Annotated in this window: 17 protein-coding genes; 1 reads left to right on the plus strand and 16 read right to left on the minus strand. The window is 74.8% G+C overall.

Annotated features, from left to right (window positions below):
- Positions 1–10 precede the first annotated feature (10 nt).
- From nuoL to ACI79F_RS01720, 16 genes are all read right to left on the minus strand, one after another.
- Complete coding sequence (nuoL, locus tag ACI79F_RS01645; protein WP_456546256.1) at positions 11–1,924, minus strand: NADH-quinone oxidoreductase subunit L; 1,914 nt, start codon at positions 1,922–1,924, stop codon at positions 11–13.
- A gap of 19 nt (positions 1,925–1,943) precedes the next feature.
- Positions 1,944–2,243 (minus strand): NADH-quinone oxidoreductase subunit NuoK, encoded by a 300-nt coding sequence (gene nuoK / locus ACI79F_RS01650; protein WP_456546257.1) that lies wholly within the window; start codon positions 2,241–2,243, stop codon positions 1,944–1,946.
- Positions 2,240–3,076, minus strand: coding sequence for an NADH-quinone oxidoreductase subunit J (locus tag ACI79F_RS01655; protein WP_456546258.1), 837 nt, complete (start codon positions 3,074–3,076; stop codon positions 2,240–2,242). Before ACI79F_RS01655 ends, nuoK begins: the two co-directional genes overlap by 4 nt.
- The gene (nuoI, locus tag ACI79F_RS01660) at positions 3,073–3,699 is read right to left on the minus strand and encodes an NADH-quinone oxidoreductase subunit NuoI (RefSeq protein ID WP_456546259.1); all 627 of its coding nucleotides are present in this window, start codon (positions 3,697–3,699) and stop codon (positions 3,073–3,075) included. The genes ACI79F_RS01655 and nuoI overlap by 4 nt, the downstream gene beginning before the upstream one ends.
- Complete coding sequence (nuoH, locus tag ACI79F_RS01665; RefSeq protein WP_456546260.1) at positions 3,692–5,203, minus strand: NADH-quinone oxidoreductase subunit NuoH; 1,512 nt, start codon at positions 5,201–5,203, stop codon at positions 3,692–3,694. Before nuoH ends, nuoI begins: the two co-directional genes overlap by 8 nt.
- 73 nt (positions 5,204–5,276) lie before the next feature.
- Positions 5,277–7,745 carry an NADH-quinone oxidoreductase subunit G gene (locus ACI79F_RS01670; protein ID WP_456546261.1) on the minus strand — a complete coding sequence of 823 codons (2,469 nt, stop codon included), beginning with the start codon at positions 7,743–7,745 and terminating at the stop codon, positions 5,277–5,279.
- Positions 7,742–9,070 carry an NADH-quinone oxidoreductase subunit NuoF gene (gene nuoF, locus ACI79F_RS01675; protein ID WP_456546262.1) on the minus strand — a complete coding sequence of 443 codons (1,329 nt, stop codon included), beginning with the start codon at positions 9,068–9,070 and terminating at the stop codon, positions 7,742–7,744. Before nuoF ends, ACI79F_RS01670 begins: the two co-directional genes overlap by 4 nt.
- 1 nt (position 9,071) lies before the next feature.
- The gene (gene nuoE, locus ACI79F_RS01680; protein ID WP_456546263.1) at positions 9,072–10,121 is read right to left on the minus strand and encodes an NADH-quinone oxidoreductase subunit NuoE; all 1,050 of its coding nucleotides are present in this window, start codon (positions 10,119–10,121) and stop codon (positions 9,072–9,074) included.
- Positions 10,118–11,440 (minus strand): NADH-quinone oxidoreductase subunit D, encoded by a 1,323-nt coding sequence (locus ACI79F_RS01685; RefSeq protein ID WP_456546264.1) that lies wholly within the window; start codon positions 11,438–11,440, stop codon positions 10,118–10,120. The genes nuoE and ACI79F_RS01685 overlap by 4 nt, the downstream gene beginning before the upstream one ends.
- Positions 11,441–11,450: 10 nt before the next feature.
- Positions 11,451–12,200, minus strand: a complete 750-nt coding sequence (locus tag ACI79F_RS01690) for an NADH-quinone oxidoreductase subunit C (RefSeq protein ID WP_456546265.1) — start codon at positions 12,198–12,200, stop codon at positions 11,451–11,453.
- Positions 12,197–12,889, minus strand: a complete 693-nt coding sequence (locus ACI79F_RS01695) for a NuoB/complex I 20 kDa subunit family protein (RefSeq protein WP_456546266.1) — start codon at positions 12,887–12,889, stop codon at positions 12,197–12,199. Before ACI79F_RS01695 ends, ACI79F_RS01690 begins: the two co-directional genes overlap by 4 nt.
- A 22-nt stretch (positions 12,890–12,911) precedes the next feature.
- A complete protein-coding gene (locus tag ACI79F_RS01700) occupies positions 12,912–13,274 on the minus strand; it encodes an NADH-quinone oxidoreductase subunit A (protein WP_456546267.1) in 363 nt (120 codons plus the stop codon).
- Between the two features lie 87 nt (positions 13,275–13,361).
- Positions 13,362–14,645 (minus strand): geranylgeranyl reductase family protein, encoded by a 1,284-nt coding sequence (locus ACI79F_RS01705; RefSeq protein WP_456546268.1) that lies wholly within the window; start codon positions 14,643–14,645, stop codon positions 13,362–13,364.
- A gap of 124 nt (positions 14,646–14,769) precedes the next feature.
- The gene (locus tag ACI79F_RS01710; protein WP_456546269.1) at positions 14,770–15,414 is read right to left on the minus strand and encodes a phosphoribosyltransferase; all 645 of its coding nucleotides are present in this window, start codon (positions 15,412–15,414) and stop codon (positions 14,770–14,772) included.
- 29 nt (positions 15,415–15,443) lie between these two features.
- Positions 15,444–15,587 carry a hypothetical protein gene (locus ACI79F_RS01715; RefSeq protein ID WP_456546270.1) on the minus strand — a complete coding sequence of 48 codons (144 nt, stop codon included), beginning with the start codon at positions 15,585–15,587 and terminating at the stop codon, positions 15,444–15,446.
- A 181-nt stretch (positions 15,588–15,768) separates the two neighbouring features.
- Positions 15,769–16,488 (minus strand): demethylmenaquinone methyltransferase, encoded by a 720-nt coding sequence (locus ACI79F_RS01720; protein ID WP_456546271.1) that lies wholly within the window; start codon positions 16,486–16,488, stop codon positions 15,769–15,771.
- 35 nt (positions 16,489–16,523) lie between these two features.
- Here ACI79F_RS01720 and ACI79F_RS01725 point away from each other — a divergent pair.
- A partial coding sequence (locus ACI79F_RS01725) for a chorismate-binding protein (RefSeq protein WP_456578860.1) occupies positions 16,524–17,367 on the plus strand: 844 nt, incomplete at its 3' end.

Raw genomic sequence — 17,367 nt, forward strand, 5'->3', positions numbered from 1 at the left:
GTCATCCCGCTCAGCCCGCCGTCACCGCGAGCAGCGCCCCGGCGACCAGCACCGCGCCGCCGAGCATCCCCAGCGCGTAGGTGCGGACGAAGCCGGTCTGCGCCCGGCCCAGCCGCGCCGACGAGCCGCCGAGCCCCGCGGCCAGGCCGTTGATCGCGCCGTCCACCCCGCGGTTGTCCACCCACACCAGCGCCCGGGTCAGCCACTGGCCGGGGCGCATGAAGAGCGACTCGTTGATCGCGTCGGCGTACAGCGCCCTGCGGGCGGCCCGGGTGACCGGCGAGACCCGGGCGGGCGCGACCACCGGGACCTCGCGGCGGCCGACGAACAGCCAGGCGGCGAGGACCCCCAGCAGCATCACCGCGGTGACGACGACGCCGACGACGGCCGGCGCGACCACGTGCTCGGCCTCCTCGGGCTCGCCGAACACCGGCGCCAGCCACTCCTCGAGCGGGAAGGCCTGCACCAGCAGGAAGCCGGCGGCCACCGAGCCCACGGCCAGCGCGATCATCGGCACCGTCATCACCGGCGGCGACTCGTGCGGGTGCGGCACCGGGCGGCCCGGCGCGGACGGCGCCCAGCGCGGCTTGCCGAGGAAGGTCATGAACATCAGCCGGGTCATGTAGAAGGCGGTGAGCCCGGCGCCGAGCACCGCGACCCCGCCGAGCACCCAGCCGGAGGCGCCGCCGTGGTCGAGCGCGGCCTCGATGATCGCGTCCTTGGTCCAGTAGCCGGACAGGAACGGGAAGCCGATCAGCGCCAGGTAGCCCAGGCCGAAGGTCACGAAGGTGACCGGCAGCGTGCGCGCCAGCCCGCCGAACCGGCGCATGTCCACCTGGTCGTCCATGGCGTGCATGACCGACCCGGCGCCGAGGAACAGCCCGGCCTTGAAGAAGCCGTGGGTGAGCAGGTGCGCCAGGCCCGCCACATAGCCGGCCGGGCCCAGCCCGACGGCCAGGAACATGTAGCCGATCTGGCTGACCGTCGAGTACGCCAGCACCTTCTTGATGTCGTCGAAGGCGCAGCCGGCGATGGCGCCGATCATCAGCGTCACGGCGCCCACGACCAGGACGACGGTGCGCGCGGTCTCGGTCAGGTCGTAGATCGGCGCCGACCGGGCGATCAGGTAGACGCCGGCGGTGACCATGGTCGCCGCGTGGATCAGGGCCGAGACCGGGGTCGGGCCCTCCATCGCGTCGGGCAGCCACGCCTGCAGCGGGAACTGGCCGGACTTGCCGCAGGCGCCGAGGAGCAGCAGCAGCCCGATCGCCGTGACCGTGCCGCCGGCCAGCAGCCCCGCCCCGCCGAAGACGCCCTCGTAGGAGACGGTGCCCAGCTGGGCGAACATGATGAAGATCGCCAGGGCCAGGCCGACGTCGCCGACCCGGTTCATGATGAACGCCTTCTTCGCCGCGGTGGCCGCGGCCGGGCGCTCGTGCCAGAAGGCGATGAGCAGGTAGGAGGCCAGGCCCACGCCCTCCCAGCCCACGTACAGCGCGACGTAGTTGTCGCCCAGGACCAGCAGCAGCATCGCCGCGACGAACAGGTTGAGGTAGGCGAAGAACCGCCGGCGGCGCGGGTCGTGCGCCATGTAGCCGATCGAGTAGACGTGGATCAGCGCGCCGACGCCGGTGATGAGCAGCGCGAACATGACCGACAGCGGGTCGACCAGCAGCCCGGCGGAGACGTCGAGGGAGCCGGTGTCGACGAAGGTGAACAGGTCGACCGCGACCTGCCGGCCGTCGAGCTGCAGCGCGCAACCCACCGCGACCACGAAGGCCGCGACCACCGTGCCGGTGCCCAGCAGGTGGCCCCAGCGGTCGGTGAGCCGGCCGCCGAGCAGCAGCACCGCGGCGCCGGCGAGGGGCAGCGCGACGAGCAGCCAGGAGGCGGAGATCAGCCCGTCAGCGGGCACGGTGTCCATCGACGCGGGTCCCGTCTCGTCAGTACTTCAGCAGGTTGGCGTCGTCGACGGACGCCGAGCGGCGGGTCCGGTAGATCGACATGATGATCGCGAGGCCGACCACGACCTCGGCGGCGGCCACGACCATGACGAAGAAGGCCATGATCTGGCCGTCGACGGTGCCGGTGGCCCGGGCGAAGGTGACCAGCGTCAGGTTCACCGAGTTGAGCATCAGCTCGACGCACATGAACACGACGATCGCGTTGCGCCGCACCAGCACGCCGACGGCGCCGATGGTGAACAGGATCGCGGCGAGGACCAGGTAGTGCGCGAGGGTCACCGGAGTTCCCGCCCGTCGTGCGCGGCGCCGTCCTGGGTGCCGAGGGCGTGGTCGGGGCTGCCCAGCTGGGCGCGGCCGGTCGGACGCGGCATCTGGTCGACCTCCTGCGGCTCGATGCCGGTGGCGAAGCTGTCCTCGGCGGGGCGCCCGTCGGGCAGCAGCGCCGGCGCGGCGACGGAGTTGGCCCGCGCGAACACCCCGGGGCCGGGCAGCGTCTGCGGGCGGTCGCCGGTGAGGAAGCGGGCCCGCGACAGCTCCTTCTGGGTGCGCCGGCTGCCGGGCTCGCGCTCGATGTGGGCGAGCACCATGGCCCCGACGGCCGCGGTGATCAGCAGCGCGCTGGTCACCTCGAAGGCCAGCAGGTAGCGGGTGAACAGCAGCTCGGCGATCGCCTGGATGTTGCCGTTGCCGCCCTCGTCGGCCAGCCCGTCGCCCACGAGGTCCTGCGTGGCCCGGGCGATCCCGGCGCCGACCAGGCCGGCGAAGCCGACGCCGAGGACGATCGCGGCGACCCGCTGCCCGCGCAGCGTCTCCACCACCGAGTCCGAGGAGTCGCGGCCGACCAGCATGAGCACGAACAGGAAGAGGATCATGATCGCGCCGGTGTAGACGATGATCTGCACCGCGCCCAGGAACGGCGCCTCCTGGACGACGTAGAAGACGCCCAGGCTGAGCATCGTGGTCACCAGCCACAGCGCCGAGTGGATGGCGTTGCGGGAGAACACCATGCCCAGGGCCCCCGCCAGCGCGACCGGCGCGAGCACCCAGAAGACGACGGCCTCGCCGGTGCCGAGCGAGACGCTCGTGTCGGCGGCCGCCGCCAGCGGCGTCATGCCCGCTCCCCGCGCTGGGTGGCGGCCAGGTAGTAGTCCTTCTCGTCCTCGCCCAGGCGCATCGGGTGCGGCGGCTGCTCCATGCCCGGCAGCAGCGGGGCCATCAGCTGCTCCTTGGTGTAGATCAGGTCCTGCCGGTTGTCGTCGGCCAGCTCGAAGTCGTTGCTCATCGTCAGCGAGCGGGTCGGGCACGCCTCGATGCACAGCCCGCAGAAGATGCAGCGCAGGTAGTTGATCTGGTAGACGCGGCCGTAGCGCTCGCCCGGCGAGTAGCGGGCGTCCTCGGTGTTGTCGCCCCCCTCGACGTAGATGGCGTCGGCCGGGCAGGCCCAGGCGCACAGCTCGCAGCCGACGCACTTCTCCAGCCCGTCGGGGTGCCGGTTGAGCACGTGCCGCCCGTGGTAGCGCGGCTTGGTCACCTTCGGGACCTCGGGGTACTCCTCGGTCGTCACCTTGCGGAAGATCTGCGCGAAGGTGACGCCGAAGCCCTGGCCCGGCGCCGGCAGCAGGCTGCGGCGGCCGGCGGGGACGACGTCGGCCCGCCGCCCGGCCCGCTCGACCTCACCGCCGCGGGCGGCCTGGGCGAGGCCCTTCTCCGTCCCGCCGGTGGTGGGCTCAGACATCGCCGTCCTCCAGGCCGTTGGTCGATGGGGCGTCGGTGCGGGTGCTGCCGCGGCGGCCGGTGGCGACCACCCCGCCGTCGGCGCGGCTGGCCGCCCCGACCGGCTCGCCGCGGCGCAGCCGCGGCGACGGCGGGACCTGCAGGTCCATGGGCGGGATCGGGAACCCGCCCTCGGCGCGGCTGGGGCCGGTGCGCTGGGCCGGCCGGCGGCGCGGCCCGCCCACCGGGGGCAGCACCTCCGGCTCCGGCTCGGTGGCGTGGACGGCCCCGGCCGCGGCCTCCTCCGCCATGACCCGGGTGTCGCGGTTGGCCACCCGGCCGGCGGCCCACAGGACGCCGAGCACCACGAGCGCCATCGGGACGCCGACGAACAGCGCCACCTGCCCGGTGGAGAGGTCGGCCTCGCGGGAGACGGTGCGCATGGTGGCGACGGCGAGGATCCACAGCAGCGCGGTGGGGACCAGGACCTTCCACCCGAACCGCATGAACTGGTCGTAGCGGAGCCGGGGCAGCGTGCCACGCAGCCAGATGAAGACGAACAGCGCCAGCACGACCTTGAGGAAGAACCACAGCATCGGCCACCAGCCGGAGTTGGCGCCGTCCCAGATCGACAGCGGCCACGGGGCCCGCCAGCCGCCGAGGAACAGCGTCGCGGCCAGGGCGGAGACGGTGACCATGTTGATGTACTCGGCCAGGAAGAACAGCGCGAACTTCAGCGACGAGTACTCGGTGTGGAAGCCGCCGACGAGCTCGCTCTCGGCCTCGGGGAGGTCGAACGGCGCCCGGTTGGTCTCCCCCACCACCGCGATGGCGTAGATGACGAAGCTGACCGGCAGCAGCACCGCGAACCAGCTCGGGCCGGTGAAGTCCAGCCCGAAGAAGGAGACCTGGTTGCCGTCGGCCTGGGCGGCGACGATCTCGGAGGTCGACATCGTGCCGGCGTAGAGGAACACCGCGACGATCGACAGCCCCATCGCGATCTCGTAGCTGACCATCTGCGCGGCGCTGCGCAGGCCGCCGAGCAGCGGGTAGGTCGAGCCCGAGGCCCAGCCGGCGAGCACGATGCCGTAGACGCCCATCGCCGAGCAGGCCAGGACGACGAGCACGCCGATGGGGGCGTCGGTGAGCTGCAGCGGCGTCCGCTCGCCGAAGATGCTCACGGTCGGGCCCATCGGGATGACCGAGAAGGCCAGGAACGCCGGGACGGCGGAGATCACCGGCGCCAGGAAGTAGACCGGCTTGTCCGCCAGCGCCGGCATGATGTCTTCCTTGAACGCCAGCTTCAGGCCGTCGGCCAGGCTCTGCAGGTAGCCGCGCGGGCCGACCCGGTTGGGGCCGATCCGCTGCTGCATCCGCGAGACGACCTTGCGCTCGAAGACGATCGCGAACAGCGTCATCACGACCAGGACGACGAAGACGCCGACGATCTTGATGAGGACGATCCACCAGACGTCGTTGCCGAAGTCCTCGAGGGTCGGCTGCTCGGGGCTGGCCAGGACGCTCACTTCGCCTCCTCGCTGGCGCTCGTCGTCTTCGTTCCCGGTGCTGCTGCGTTCTCCGGTGAGCTCGCGAGCTCGCTCACGGGGCACCTCCGGCCGACAGTCGGACGACGCCGCCGGGCGAGGTGCCCAGCTGGCTGCGCACCTCGCTGCCGGGCGAGCGCATCGGCAGCCAGACCACGCGGTCGGGCATCTCGGTCACCCGCACCGGGAGGGTCACCGCACCGGCCGCGCCGGTCACGGTGAGCCGGTCGCCGTCGGCGAGCCCGAGGCGGGCCGCGGCCTCGCGGCCGAGCCGCGCCACCGGCGGGCGCGCGGTGCCGGCCAGCTCCGGCTCGTCGCGCTGCAGCGTGCCGACGTCGAGCAGCTGCCGCCAGGAGGCGAGCACCGCCTCGTCCTCGCCGGGCGCCGCGTCCGGGGCGGGGGCGACGTCCAGCCCGGTCACGGCCGCGACCGTGGCCGGCAGCCCGAGGGCGCCGAGCTCGGCCTGCGCCGCCTCGACGACGGGCAGCCGCAGGTCCACGCCGAGCTCCTCGGCCAGCCCGTGCAGCACCCGGCCGTCGGTCAGCTGGCCGGTGCCGTGCAGGGTGGCGTCGAAGGACCGCACCCGGCCCTCCCAGTCCAGGTAGCTGCCGGCCTTCTCCGGCGCCGCGGCCACCGGGAGGACGACGTCGGCGTGCTCGGTGACCGCGCTGGGCAGCAGCTCGAGGCTGACCACGAAGCCGGCCGCGGACAGCGCCGCCTCGGCCAGCCGCGGGTCGGGCAGGTCGGCCGGGTCGACGCCGCCGACCAGCAGGCCGCCCAGCTCGCCGTCCCGGACGGCGGTGAGGATGCCGGTGAGGTCGCGGCCGGGGGCGGCCGGGAGCTCCTCGAGGCCCCACAGTGCGGCGACGTCCGCCCGGTGCGCGGGGTCGGTCACGACGCGGCCGCCGGGCAGCAGCCCGGGCAGGGCGCCGGCCTCGACCGCGCCGCGCTCCCCGGCCCGCCGCGGCACCCAGGCCACGCGCGCGCCGGTGGTGCGGGCCAGCTCGGCCAGCGCGCTGAACGCGCCGGGGACCTCCGCCAGCCGCTCGCCGGCCAGCACGACCGCGCCGGGCTGCCGCAGCGCCTCCACGGCCGGCCCGCCCCAGGTGCCGGCGGCCAGCGCCGCCAGCGAGCGGGCCTCGGTGCCGGGCAGGGTGCCGAGCACGGTGGCCTGCAGCTTGACCGCGGCGCGGGTGGCGAAGGGGGCGAGGTCGAAGACCGGCAGCCCGCGGGTGCGCACCGCGCGGCGCAGCCGCAGGAAGACGATCGGCGACTCCTCCTCCGGCTCGAAGCCGGCCAGGAGCACGGCCGGGGCGTCGCCCAGCTCGTCGTAGGTGACGGCGCCGGCGCCGGGGAAGCGGCCGGCGACGCGCGCGGCGAGGAAGGCCTCCTCCTCCGCGGAGTGCGCGCGGGCGCGGGCGTCGACGTCGTTGGTGCCCAGCGCCACGCGGGCGAACTTGGCGTAGGCGTAGGCGTCCTCGACGGTGAGCCGGCCGCCGGGCAGCACCCCGACGCCGCCGGCGGCGCGCGCCGCGGCCAGCCCGGCGGCGGCCGCCGCCCAGGCCTCGGGCCAGGAGGCCGGCTGCAGGACGCCGTCGCGGCGGACCAGCGGCGTGGTGAACCGCTCGTTGGCGGTGGCGTAGCGGAAGGCCCAGCGGCCCTTGTCGCAGTTCCACTCCTCGTTGACCTGCGGGTCCTCGCCGGCCAGCCGGCGCAGCACCGTGCCGCGGCGGTAGTCGGTGCGCTGCGCGCAGCCCGAGGCGCAGTGCTCGCAGACGCTGTCCTCGCTGCGCAGGTCGAACGGGCGGGAGCGGAACCGGTACTGCGCGCTGGTCAGCGCCCCGACCGGGCAGATCTGGGTGGTGTTGCCGGAGAAGTAGGACTCGAACGGCTCGTCCTCGTAGATCGCCACCTGCTCCAGCGCGCCGCGCTCGAACAGCTCGATGAACGGGTCGCCGGCGACCTGCTGGGAGAAGCGGGTGCAGCGCGCGCAGAGCACGCACCGCTCGCGGTCCAGCAGCACCTCGCTGCTGATCGGCAGCGGCTTGGGATAGGTGCGCTTGACGTCGACGAACCGGCTCTCGGCGCGGCCGTTGCTCATCGCCTGGTTCTGCAGGGGGCACTCGCCGCCCTTGTCGCAGACCGGGCAGTCCAGCGGGTGGTTGATGAGCAGCAGCTCCATCGTGCCCTGCTGCGCCTTGTCGGCGACCGGGCTGGTCAGCTGCGTCTGCACGACCATGCCCTCCGTCACCGGCATGGTGCACGAGGCCACCGGCTTGCGCTGGCCCTCCACCTCGACCAGGCACTGGCGGCAGGCGCCGACCGGCTCGAGCAGCGGGTGGTCGCAGAACCGCGGGATCTGCACGCCGATCATCTCGGCCGCACGGATGATCAACGTCCCCTTGGGCACCGCGACGTCGAAGCCGTCGATGGTGCAGCGGACGGCGTCCGGCGGGGTGTGCGGGCCGGGCGCGCCCGGCGGGACCGCGGCCGCCGGCTCGGGGCTGGTGGGTGTCAGTGTCACGAGGCGGCCCCCACGGGCTCGAGGCGGAGCGAACGGCCCAGCCGCGCCTGCTCCTCGGGGGGCAGCAGCGCGACGTAGTCGTCCCGGAAGTACTTGAGCGAGCTGGCGATGCAGCTGGTGGCGCCGTCACCGAGGGCGCAGAACGACCGGCCCAGGATGTTGTCGCAGGTGTCGGTGAGCAGGTCGAGGTCGGCGGCGGTGCCGCGGCCCTCGACGAGCCGCTCGAGGATCTGGACCAGCCAGTAGGTGCCCTCGCGGCACGGGGTGCACTTGCCGCAGCTCTCGTGCGCGTAGAACTCGGTGAACCGCAGGGTGGCCTCGACGATCGAGTCGGTCTCGTCGAAGACCATGAGCGCGGTGGTGCCGAGCATCGACCCCGCGGCGGCGACCGAGTCGAAGTCCAGCGGGACGTCGAGGTGCTCGGCGGTGAAGTACGGCGTGGAGGACCCGCCCGGCGTCCAGAACTTGAGCTCGTGGCCCGGGCGGATGCCGCCGGCCATCTCCAGCAGCTCGCGCATCGTCGTCCCCATCGGCGCCTCGTACTGGCCGGGACGGACGACGCGGCCCGACAGCGAGTAGATCTTCGGGCCGGGCGACTTCTCCGGTCCGAACTCCTTGAACCAGTCGGCGCCGCCGCGGACGACGAACGGCACGCTGGCCAGCGTCTCGACGTTGTTGATCACGGTCGGGGCGCCGTAGAGCCCGGCGACGGCCGGGAACGGCGGCTTGAGCCGCGGCTGGCCGCGGTAGCCCTCGAGCGAGTCGAGCAGCGCGGTCTCCTCGCCGCAGATGTAGGCGCCGGCGCCGGCGTGCACGACGAGCTCGAGGTCGTAGCCCGAGCCCAGGACGTCGCTGCCGAGGTAGCCGGCGGCGTAGGCCTCCTGGACCGCGCTGACCAGCCGGCGGTGGGCGTGCACCGCCTCGCCGCGGACGTAGATGACCGCGAAGTGGCACCGGATGGCGTAGGCGGAGATGATCACGCCCTCCACCAGCGAGTGCGGGTCGGTCATCATCAGCGGCAGGTCCTTGCAGGTGCCCGGCTCGCCCTCGTCGGCGTTGACCACGAGGTACTTGGGCTTGGCCGCCGGGCCGGTCGGCGTCTCCCCCGGCTTGGGCTGCGGGATGAAGCTCCACTTCATGCCGGTCGGGAAGCCGGCGCCGCCGCGGCCGCGCAGCCCGGAGTCCTTGACCAGGGTGACCAGCTCGTCGGGCGCCATCGTCAGTGCGGTGCGCAGCGCGGCGTAGCCCTCGAGCGACTCGTAGGTGGACAGCCGCCAGGGCTGGTCGGCGCCCCAGCGCGCGGTGAGGACGGGGGTGAGGGGCATGTCAGGCCTTCCCGGGTGGATTCGGGCCGGGCGAGGAGGTGGCAGGACCCTGGCCGGAGGTCCCCGGCTCGGATCCCGCGGGGGTGTCGGTGCCGGTGGTGCCGTCGGGCAGCCGCCGTCCGGCGGGCTCCGGGGCGTCGGGGTGCGAGCCGGCCGCGCCGGCCCGCTCGGCCGGGGTGTCGGCAGCGGCGACGCGGGCGTCGGCGGCCTCCAGGCCGGGCGCCTTGCCGGACCGGCCGGACGGGCGGACGGTCTCCCGCGGCTCGCCGGCGTCGGCGGGCTCGGGCTCCGCGCCGGCCATCGGCGGCGCGGTCTCGCCGCGCTCCTCGGCCAGCCGGACGCCGATCAGGGTCGGGCCGGCCTCCCAGGGCGCGTCGACGGCGGCGTCCGCGGCCTCGGCGTCGGCCCACTGGGAGAACCCGGCGAGCTGGCGGGAGACGCCGCGGAAGTCGGTGAGCGGGGCGCCGCGGGTGGGGTGCGGCTTCTCGCCGCGGCGCAGCGCGGCCACCAGCTCGCGGGCGCTGTCGACGTCCTGCTGGTCGTAGAACTCGTAGTCGACGGTGACCACGGGCGCGTAGTCGCAGGCGGCCAGGCACTCGGCGTGCTCGAGGGTGACCGAGCCGTCGGCGGCGGTCTCGTCGTGGTGCACGCCGAGGTCGGTGCACAGCGCCTCGTAGATCCGCTGCCCGCCGAGGACGTTGCACAGGGTGTTGGTGCACACGCTGACCAAGTGCCGGCCGGTCGGCCGGCGCTTGTACATCGTGTAGAAGGTCGCGACCGCGCCGACCTCGGCCTTGGTCAGGCCCAGCTCCTCGGCGCACAGCGCGACGCCCTCGGGCGAGACGTAGCCCTGCACCGACTGCACCAGGTGCAGCATCGGCAGCAGCGCCGAGCGTGGCTGCGGGTAGCGGGCCATGATCTCCCGCGCCTCGAGCCGGGTCTGCTCGGTCAGCGGCGGCAGCTCGGCCAGGGTCTGCGGGTCGGCCTCCACCGGGCTGGAGTCCAGCCCGGTCACCGCCGTCCCCTCGGCCGATCCGGGGAGTGCGCTCACCGGTCGACACCTCCCATCACCGGGTCGATCGACGCGATCGCCGCGATGACGTCGGCGATCATGCCGCCCTCGCTCATCGCGGCCGTGGCCTGCAGGTTCACGAAGCTGGGGTCGCGCACGTGGACGCGCCACGGCCGGGTGCTGCCGTCGCTGACCACGTGGTAGCCGAGCTCGCCGCGGGGGGACTCGACCGGCACGTACACCTGCCCGGCCGGCACCCGGAAGCCCTCGGTGACCAGCTTGAAGTGGTGGATCAGCGACTCCATCGAGCCGGCCATGATGTGCTGCACGTGCTCCAGCGAGTTGCCCATGCCGTCCGCGCCGAGCGAGAGCTGCGCGGGCCAGGCGATCTTCTTGTCCTCGACCATGACCGGGCCGGGCTCCAGCCGGTCCAGCGCCTGGGCGACGATCTTGAGCGACTCCTGCATCTCGGCCATGCGCACCAGGTACCGGCCCCACGCGTCGGAGGTGTCGGCGGTCGGCACCTCGAAGTCGTAGGTCTCGTAGCCGAGGTAGGGCTCGACCTTGCGCAGGTCCCAGGGCAGGCCGGCGGCGCGCAGCACCGGGCCGGTGACGCCGAGGGCGACGCAGCCGGTGACGTCGAGGTAGCCGACGTCCTTCAGCCGGCGCTGCCAGATCGGCTGGCCGGTGAGCAGCCGGTGGTACTCGGCCAGCCGCTTGGGCATGACCTCCAGCCACTCGCGGATGTGCTCCACCGCGCCGGGCGGCAGGTCCTGCGCCAGCCCGCCGGGGCGGATGTAGGCGTGGTTCATCCGCAGCCCGGTGATCTCCTCGAGGAGGTCCAGGCACAGCTCGCGCTCGCGGAAGCCGTTGGTCATCGCGGTGAGCGCGCCGAGCTCCATGCCGCCGGTGGCCAGGCCGACCAGGTGCGAGGCGATCCGGTTGATCTCCATGACGAGGACGCGGATGGTCTGCGCCCGCTGCGGGATCTCGATGCCGAGGAGCTTCTCCACGGCCATGCAGTAGCCGGCCTCGTTGTACAGCGGGGACAGGTAGTCCATCCGCGTGACGAAGGTCGTGCCCTGCGTCCAGTTGCGGTACTCGGTGTTCTTCTCGATGCCGGTGTGCAGGTAGCCGATGACCACCCGCGCCTTGGTCACCGTCTCGCCCTCGAGGTCGAGCACCAGCCGCAGGACGCCGTGCGTGGAGGGGTGCTGCGGCCCCATGTTGACGACGAGGCGCTCCTCGCCGGTGAGGTCGCCGCCGAAGGTCTGGTCCCAGTCGCCGCCGGTGACCGTGTAGACGCGGCCCTCGGTGGTCTCGCGGGAGCCGGCGTAGGGGTCCTGCGTGGTGGTCATCGGTGGCCCCTCATCGGTAGGACCTGCGGGTGTCGGGAGGCGGGATGGTCGCGTCGTAGTACTCCACCGGGACGCCGCCGAGCGGGTAGTCCTTGCGCTGGGGGAAGCCGTCCCAGTCGTCGGGCATGAGGATCCGGGTGAGCGACGGGTGGCCGTCGAAGACGACGCCGAACATGTCGAACGTCTCCCGCTCGTGCCAGTCCGCCGTCGGGTAGACGCCGGTCACCGAGGGCACGTGCGGGTCCTCGGCGGTCACCGCCACCTCCAGCCGGATGCGGCGGCGGTAGGTCATCGAGGTCAGGTGGTAGACGACGTGCAGCCGCGGCCGGCCGGGGGCGACCGCCGGGCCGCCGCTGTCGAGGTAGTCGACGCCGGAGACGCTGCTGCACAGCTCGAAGCGCAGCGCCTCGTCGTCCCGCAGCGCCCGGACCAGGGTCAGCAGGTGCTCGCGGGGCACGAAGTAGGTGATCTCGCCGCGGTCGACCAGCACCCGCGAGACGGCGACGGCGTACGTGGCCTCCCCGACCGCCTCGATCAGCGCGTCGGTGACCTCGTCGAACCACCCGCCGTAGGGCCGCTCGGTCGAGTGCAGCGCGACGGCGCCGCCCGGCTCGACGCGGACCAGCCCGCCGAAGCCGGAGGTGTCGCCGCTGCCGGTGACGCCGAACGCGCCGCGGCGGAAGCCGCCGGCCGGCCCGCCGCCGATGCCCTGCTGGCCGCCGTCCGGGCCCGGGGTCGGGAAGCCGCCGTCGCTGCTCATGGCTGCACTCCGGGCTCGCTCCGCACGTAGGGCTCGGGCAGCAGGACGGCCTTGCCGCCGCGCTGGTCGATCGCGAACTGGCCGGTGCGCCCCTCGGCGGCGGCCTGCTCGTAGGCGCGCCGGGCGGCCTTGTCCACGCGGACGCTGGAGGGCATCTCCACCAGCAGGTCCTTCGCGGTGCCGTCCTCGCGGGCGCGGGCCAGCGCCTTCTCCCGCTTCGGGCCCAGCGGTTCGTGCTGGATCTTGTAGTGCAGCTTGAGGATCGCGTCCATCAGCATCTCCGGCCGGGGCGGGCAGCCGGGCAGGTACATGTCCACCGGGACGACGTGGTCGACGCCCTGCACGATCGCGTAGTTGTTGAACATGCCGCCGGAGCTGGCGCACACGCCCATGGCGAGCACCCAGCGCGGCTCGGGCATCTGGTCGTAGATCTGGCGCAGGACCGGCGCCATCTTCTGGCTCACCCGGCCCGCGACGATCATCAGGTCGGCCTGCCGCGGCGAGGCCCGGAAGACCTCCATGCCGAACCGGGCCAGGTCGTAGCGGCCGGCGCCGGTGGCCATCATCTCGATGGCGCAGCAGGCCAGGCCGAACGTGGCCGGCCAGAACGACGACTTGCGCGTCCAGTTGACCAGCTTCTCCACCGTCGTCAGCAGGACGCCGCTGGGCAGCTTCTCCTCGAGACCCATGACTAGACCGCCCGCCCCATGCTCAGTCCCATTCCAGTCCGCCCCGCCGCCACACGTAGGCGTAGGCGAGGAAGACGGTGCCGATGAACACGACCATCTCGACCAGCCCGAAGACGCCGAGCGCGTCGTTGGCAACGGCCCACGGGTAGAGGAAGACGATCTCGATGTCGAAGACGATGAAGAGCATCGCCGTGAGGTAGTACTTGACCGGGAAGCGGCCGCCGGTGAGCGGCTGGTCGACCGGCTCGATGCCGCACTCGTAGGCCTGCAGCTTCGCGCGGTTGTAGCGGCGCGGGCCGACGAACGGGGCGGCGGTGACGGAGAAGAGCGCGAACGCGGCGGCCAGGGCGAACAGGCCGACGATCGGCACGTAGGACGAGAGCATCAGCGGCACCCTACGGTGACGGAGGTCACCGGACGTGCGCGTCCGGCACTCGTCGTGTCGATTCGGTATCGGATCGTCATGTCGGCCTCACACCGCCGGGGTCAGTCGGGTCAGGAGGGCCAGCGCCCGGTCGAAGCGGTCGCCGTCGCGGCCGTCGGAGAGGTTGCCCATCAGCCGCAGCGCCCGGTTCACCAGCGCGGGCCGCTTGAGCCCGTGCGCGGTGGCGAAGCGGACGACCTCCGGGCGGTCGAGGAGGGCCAGGAAGCCGATGCCGAGCCGGTGGTGGCGGCCGTACTCCTCGCGCAGCCGCGCGGGGTACCGGCGCAGCGCCGCCTCGCGGGCCGGCCCCTCCGGCTGCGCCAGCGCCGCGACCGCGGTCTCGGCCGCCATCGCGCCGGTCTCCAGCGCGTAGCTGATGCCCTCGCCGTTGAACGGGTTGACCACCCCGGCGGCGTCGCCGGCCAGCAGCAGCCCGCGGGTGTAGGCGGGCTGGCGGTGCAGCGCCATCGGCAGGCCGGCGCCGCGCAGCGGGGTGACCGCGTGCTCGTCGTCCAGCTGCCACTCCGGCGGCAGCGTGGCCAGCCACCGGCGCAGCACGGTGCGCGGCTCGGCGCCCGTGCCGCGACGGGTGTCCAGCAGGCCGAAGCCGACGTTGGCGGTGCCGTCGCCCATGCCGAAGGACCAGCCGTAGCCGGGCATCGAGTCGGCGCTGGGCCCGTCGGCGGACAGGTCGAAGGAGATGTCGAGGTAGGGGTCGGCCGAGCGCGGGGTGCGCACGTAGCGGCGGACCGCGACGCCCAGCGGGCGGTCCTCGCGGCGGACCAGGCCGAGCGACTTGGCCAGCCGCCCGGACAGCCCCTCGGCGGAGACCACCAGCGGCGCGCGCCAGGTGGCCGGCTCCCTCCCCGGGCCGACGAGGGTCCGCACGCCGACGACCCGCTCGGCGTCGTCCAGCTCGGGGTCGGTCACCTGGACGCCGGTGTGCACCCGGGCACCGGCGGCCGCGGCGTGGTCGGCCAGCAGGGTGTCGAGGTCGCTGCGGGTGCGGATCAGCCCGTGGGAGGGCCAGCAGCGCAGCTGCGGCCAGTCGACCTCGACGACCTGGCCGCCGCCGAAGACCCGCAGCCCGCGGTGGCGGACCCAGCCGGTGGTGTCCACGCCCAGGTCGTCGAGCGCCTTGACCCCGCGCGGGGTCAGCCCGTCGCCGCAGACCTTCTCCCGCGGGAAGTCGGCCTTCTCGAGGACGACGACGTCGCGGCCCGCGGCGGCCAGCGTGCGGGCCGCGGCCGAGCCCGCGGGCCCGGCGCCGACGACGACCACGTCGGCGCGCAGGGCGTCCCCGCGCGGCGCCGCGGCGAGCGTGCTCGGCACGTCGATCCCCCTCCCGCGGTTCCCGGTGCGCTTGTGAACATTTTCACGAAGTCGTCGGGTCCGAGCCTACGCCGCGGTGTGAGCCAGGGAACAAGCCCCCCGTGACGAGCCTCACGCGGCCGCGTCAGGAGGAGGCGCCGGCGAGGGCCGCGCGCACGGCGTCGTCCGAGGTGGCGGAGAAGTCGGCGTACGCCTGGCCGACCGCGCGGAAGCCGGCGGGCGCGGCCAGGCAGACGAGGTCGTCGACCTCGGCGGCCAGCTCGGCGGCGACGCGGGGCGAGGCGACCGGGACGGCGACGACGACGCGGGCCGGCTCCTGCCGCCGCAGCGCGGCCAGGGCGGCGCGCATGGTCGAGCCGGTGGCCAGCCCGTCGTCGACCAGCACGACGGTGCGGCCGCGGACCGGCGGCGGGACCCGGCCGGTGCGGTAGGCGTCGGTGCGGCGGCGGAGCTCGGCCAGCTCGCGGTCGCGCACCGCGGCGAAGTCCGCATCGGCCACGCCGGCGGGGCCGAGGACCTCGGGGGTGCGGACGGTCTCGACGACGTCCCCCACCGCCGCGATCGCGCCCATGGCGAGCTCGGGGTGCTCGGGCAGGCCGAGCTTGCGGACGACGAGCACGTCCAGCGGCGCCCGCAGCGCGGCGGCCACCGGGACGGCGACGACGACGCCGCCGCGGGGCAGCCCGAGCACGACGGCGTCCGGCCCCACCCGCCCGGCGAGCCGGCGGGCCAGGGCGCGGCCGGCCTCGGCGCGGTCGGCGAAGCGCATGCGCTCGCCCGTGGGGTCGGGCCCGACCGTCAGACCGGCTGCGGCCCGGTCGGCGGCGGGGCGGTCGGGTCGGTGGGGCTCGGCTGCGGCAGCGGCGCGGGGCCGGGCGGGGACAGCGGGTCCACCGGCGAGGGCGAGGGCCCGGGCGGTTCGGGCATCGGCGGTGACGTCATGGACCGACGCTACGGCGGCCCGCGGGCCCGGACCAGGGCCGTCGGCCGCCGGCGGTCCGGGTTCCCGGGCTCCCCGCGCACGGGCGCTGTGCGGTCCGGGACCGGTCCGGGTCCCGAGTGGTCCTCCGGCGCACATCGCCCGTGTCACCACCCGCGGACGGGACCTCCCGCGCGCGGCGGCCTAGGGGCGGCGGGCGCGGTGCAGGGCGACGATGCCGCCGGTGAGGTCGCGCCAGGCCACGTCGGCCCACCCCGCGGCCGCCACCCGCGCCGCCAGGGTCGGCTGGTCGGGCCAGGCCCGGATCGACTCGGCGAGGTAGACGTAGGCGTCGGGGTTGCTGCTGACCGCCCGCGCGATCCGCGGCAGCGCCCGCATCAGGTACTCGAGGTAGACCGTGCGGAACGGCGCCCAGGTCGGGCTGGAGAACTCGCAGACCACCAGCGTGCCGCCCGGCCGGGTGACCCGGAGGAACTCGCGCAGCGCCGCGTCGGGGTCGGCGACGTTGCGCAGCCCGAAGGAGATGACGACCGCGTCCACGCTCGCGTCGGCCAGCGGCAGCGCCATCGCGTCCCCGGCCACCTTCGGCACCCGCCGGGCGGCGCCGGCCCGCAGCATCCCCTGGGAGAAGTCGCAGGCGATCGCGGTCGCGCCGCCGGCGGCCAGCTCGACCGTGGAGACGGCGGTGCCGGCCGCGACGTCGAGCACCGTCTGCCCCGGGCGCGCGCCGACCGCCTCGCGGGTGGCCCGGCGCCAGCCGGCGTCCAGCCCGCCCGACAGGACGGTGTTGGTCAGGTCGTAGCGGCGGGCGACCCGGTCGAACATGGCCGCGACCTCGGCGGGGGCCTTGTCCAGACCGGCCCGCAGCCCGGCGGTGTGTGCGTCGTCTCGCCGGTCTGCCACGGCGGGGACGCTACCCGGCTGCCTACTCTGGACCCGTGACGACGGCGGCGCTGACCTCCCCGGACGCCGCGGCGTCCGCGGTCACGACCGTCGAGCTGCCCGACTCCCCGGAGCTGCTGCGCCTGCTGCCCGCGACCGGCGGGCTGTCCTGGGTGCGCCGCGGGGAGGGGCTGGTCGGGTGGGGCGAGGCCGCCCGCCTGGAGGTCTCCGGCCCGCACGCGCTGGCCGAGGCGGCGCGGTGGTGGGCCGGGCTGTCGGCGGAGCTGTCCGCGGCGGATCCCGTCGGCGTCCCCGGCTCGGGGCCGGTCGCCTTCGCCAGCGTCGCGTTCGACCCCGCGGCCGGCACGTCGGTGTTCGTCGTCCCCGAGGTCGTCGTCGGGCGGCGCGCGGGCGTGGCCTGGATGACGACGATCGCCTCCCCGACCCACCCGGACCCCGCCCCGCTGCCGGTCCACAACGAGCCGGCGCCGGCGCCCGGCCGGCTGCGCTACGCCGACGGCGCGCTGGACCCGGTGTACTGGTGCGCGGCGGTGGCCGCGGCGGTGCGCCGGATCGGCGCGGGCGAGCTGGACAAGGTGGTGCTGGCGCGGGACCTGCTGGTGACCGCCGACGTGCCGCTGGACCCGCGCCGGCTGCTCGGCCGGCTGGCCGCCCGGTTCCCCGACTGCTGGACCTTCGCCGTCGACGGCCTGCTCGGCGCGACGCCGGAGCTGCTGCTGCGCCGCACCGGCCGGCAGCTGTCCTCCCGCGTGCTCGCCGGGACGGGGGGGGGGGGGGGGGGGGGGGGGGGGGGGGGGGGGGGGGGGGGGGGGGGGGCGGCGCCCCTGCACCGCGAGGACCCGCGCCCGCCGGGGGGGGCGGTGGGGGGGGGGGGGGGGG

This window comes from Blastococcus sp. SYSU D00868, assembly GCF_054050575.1.

Excerpts from the sequence above, each read along its gene's own strand:
- nuoL (WP_456546256.1), bottom strand. The coding sequence starts at position 1,924 with ATGGACACCGTGCCCGCTGACGGGCTGATCTCCGCCTCCTGGCTGCTC.
- ACI79F_RS01655 (WP_456546258.1), bottom strand. The coding sequence starts at position 3,076 with ATGACGCCGCTGGCGGCGGCCGCCGACACGAGCGTCTCGCTCGGCACC.
- nuoI (WP_456546259.1), bottom strand. The coding sequence starts at position 3,699 with ATGTCTGAGCCCACCACCGGCGGGACGGAGAAGGGCCTCGCCCAGGCC.
- nuoF (WP_456546262.1), bottom strand. The coding sequence starts at position 9,070 with ATGCCCCTCACCCCCGTCCTCACCGCGCGCTGGGGCGCCGACCAGCCC.
- ACI79F_RS01685 (WP_456546264.1), bottom strand. The coding sequence starts at position 11,440 with ATGACCACCACGCAGGACCCCTACGCCGGCTCCCGCGAGACCACCGAG.
- ACI79F_RS01690 (WP_456546265.1), bottom strand. The coding sequence starts at position 12,200 with ATGAGCAGCGACGGCGGCTTCCCGACCCCGGGCCCGGACGGCGGCCAG.
- ACI79F_RS01695 (WP_456546266.1), bottom strand. The coding sequence starts at position 12,889 with ATGGGTCTCGAGGAGAAGCTGCCCAGCGGCGTCCTGCTGACGACGGTG.
- ACI79F_RS01700 (WP_456546267.1), bottom strand. The coding sequence starts at position 13,274 with ATGCTCTCGTCCTACGTGCCGATCGTCGGCCTGTTCGCCCTGGCCGCC.
- ACI79F_RS01710 (WP_456546269.1), bottom strand. The coding sequence starts at position 15,414 with ATGCGCTTCGCCGACCGCGCCGAGGCCGGCCGCGCCCTGGCCCGCCGG.
- ACI79F_RS01715 (WP_456546270.1), bottom strand. The coding sequence starts at position 15,587 with ATGACGTCACCGCCGATGCCCGAACCGCCCGGGCCCTCGCCCTCGCCG.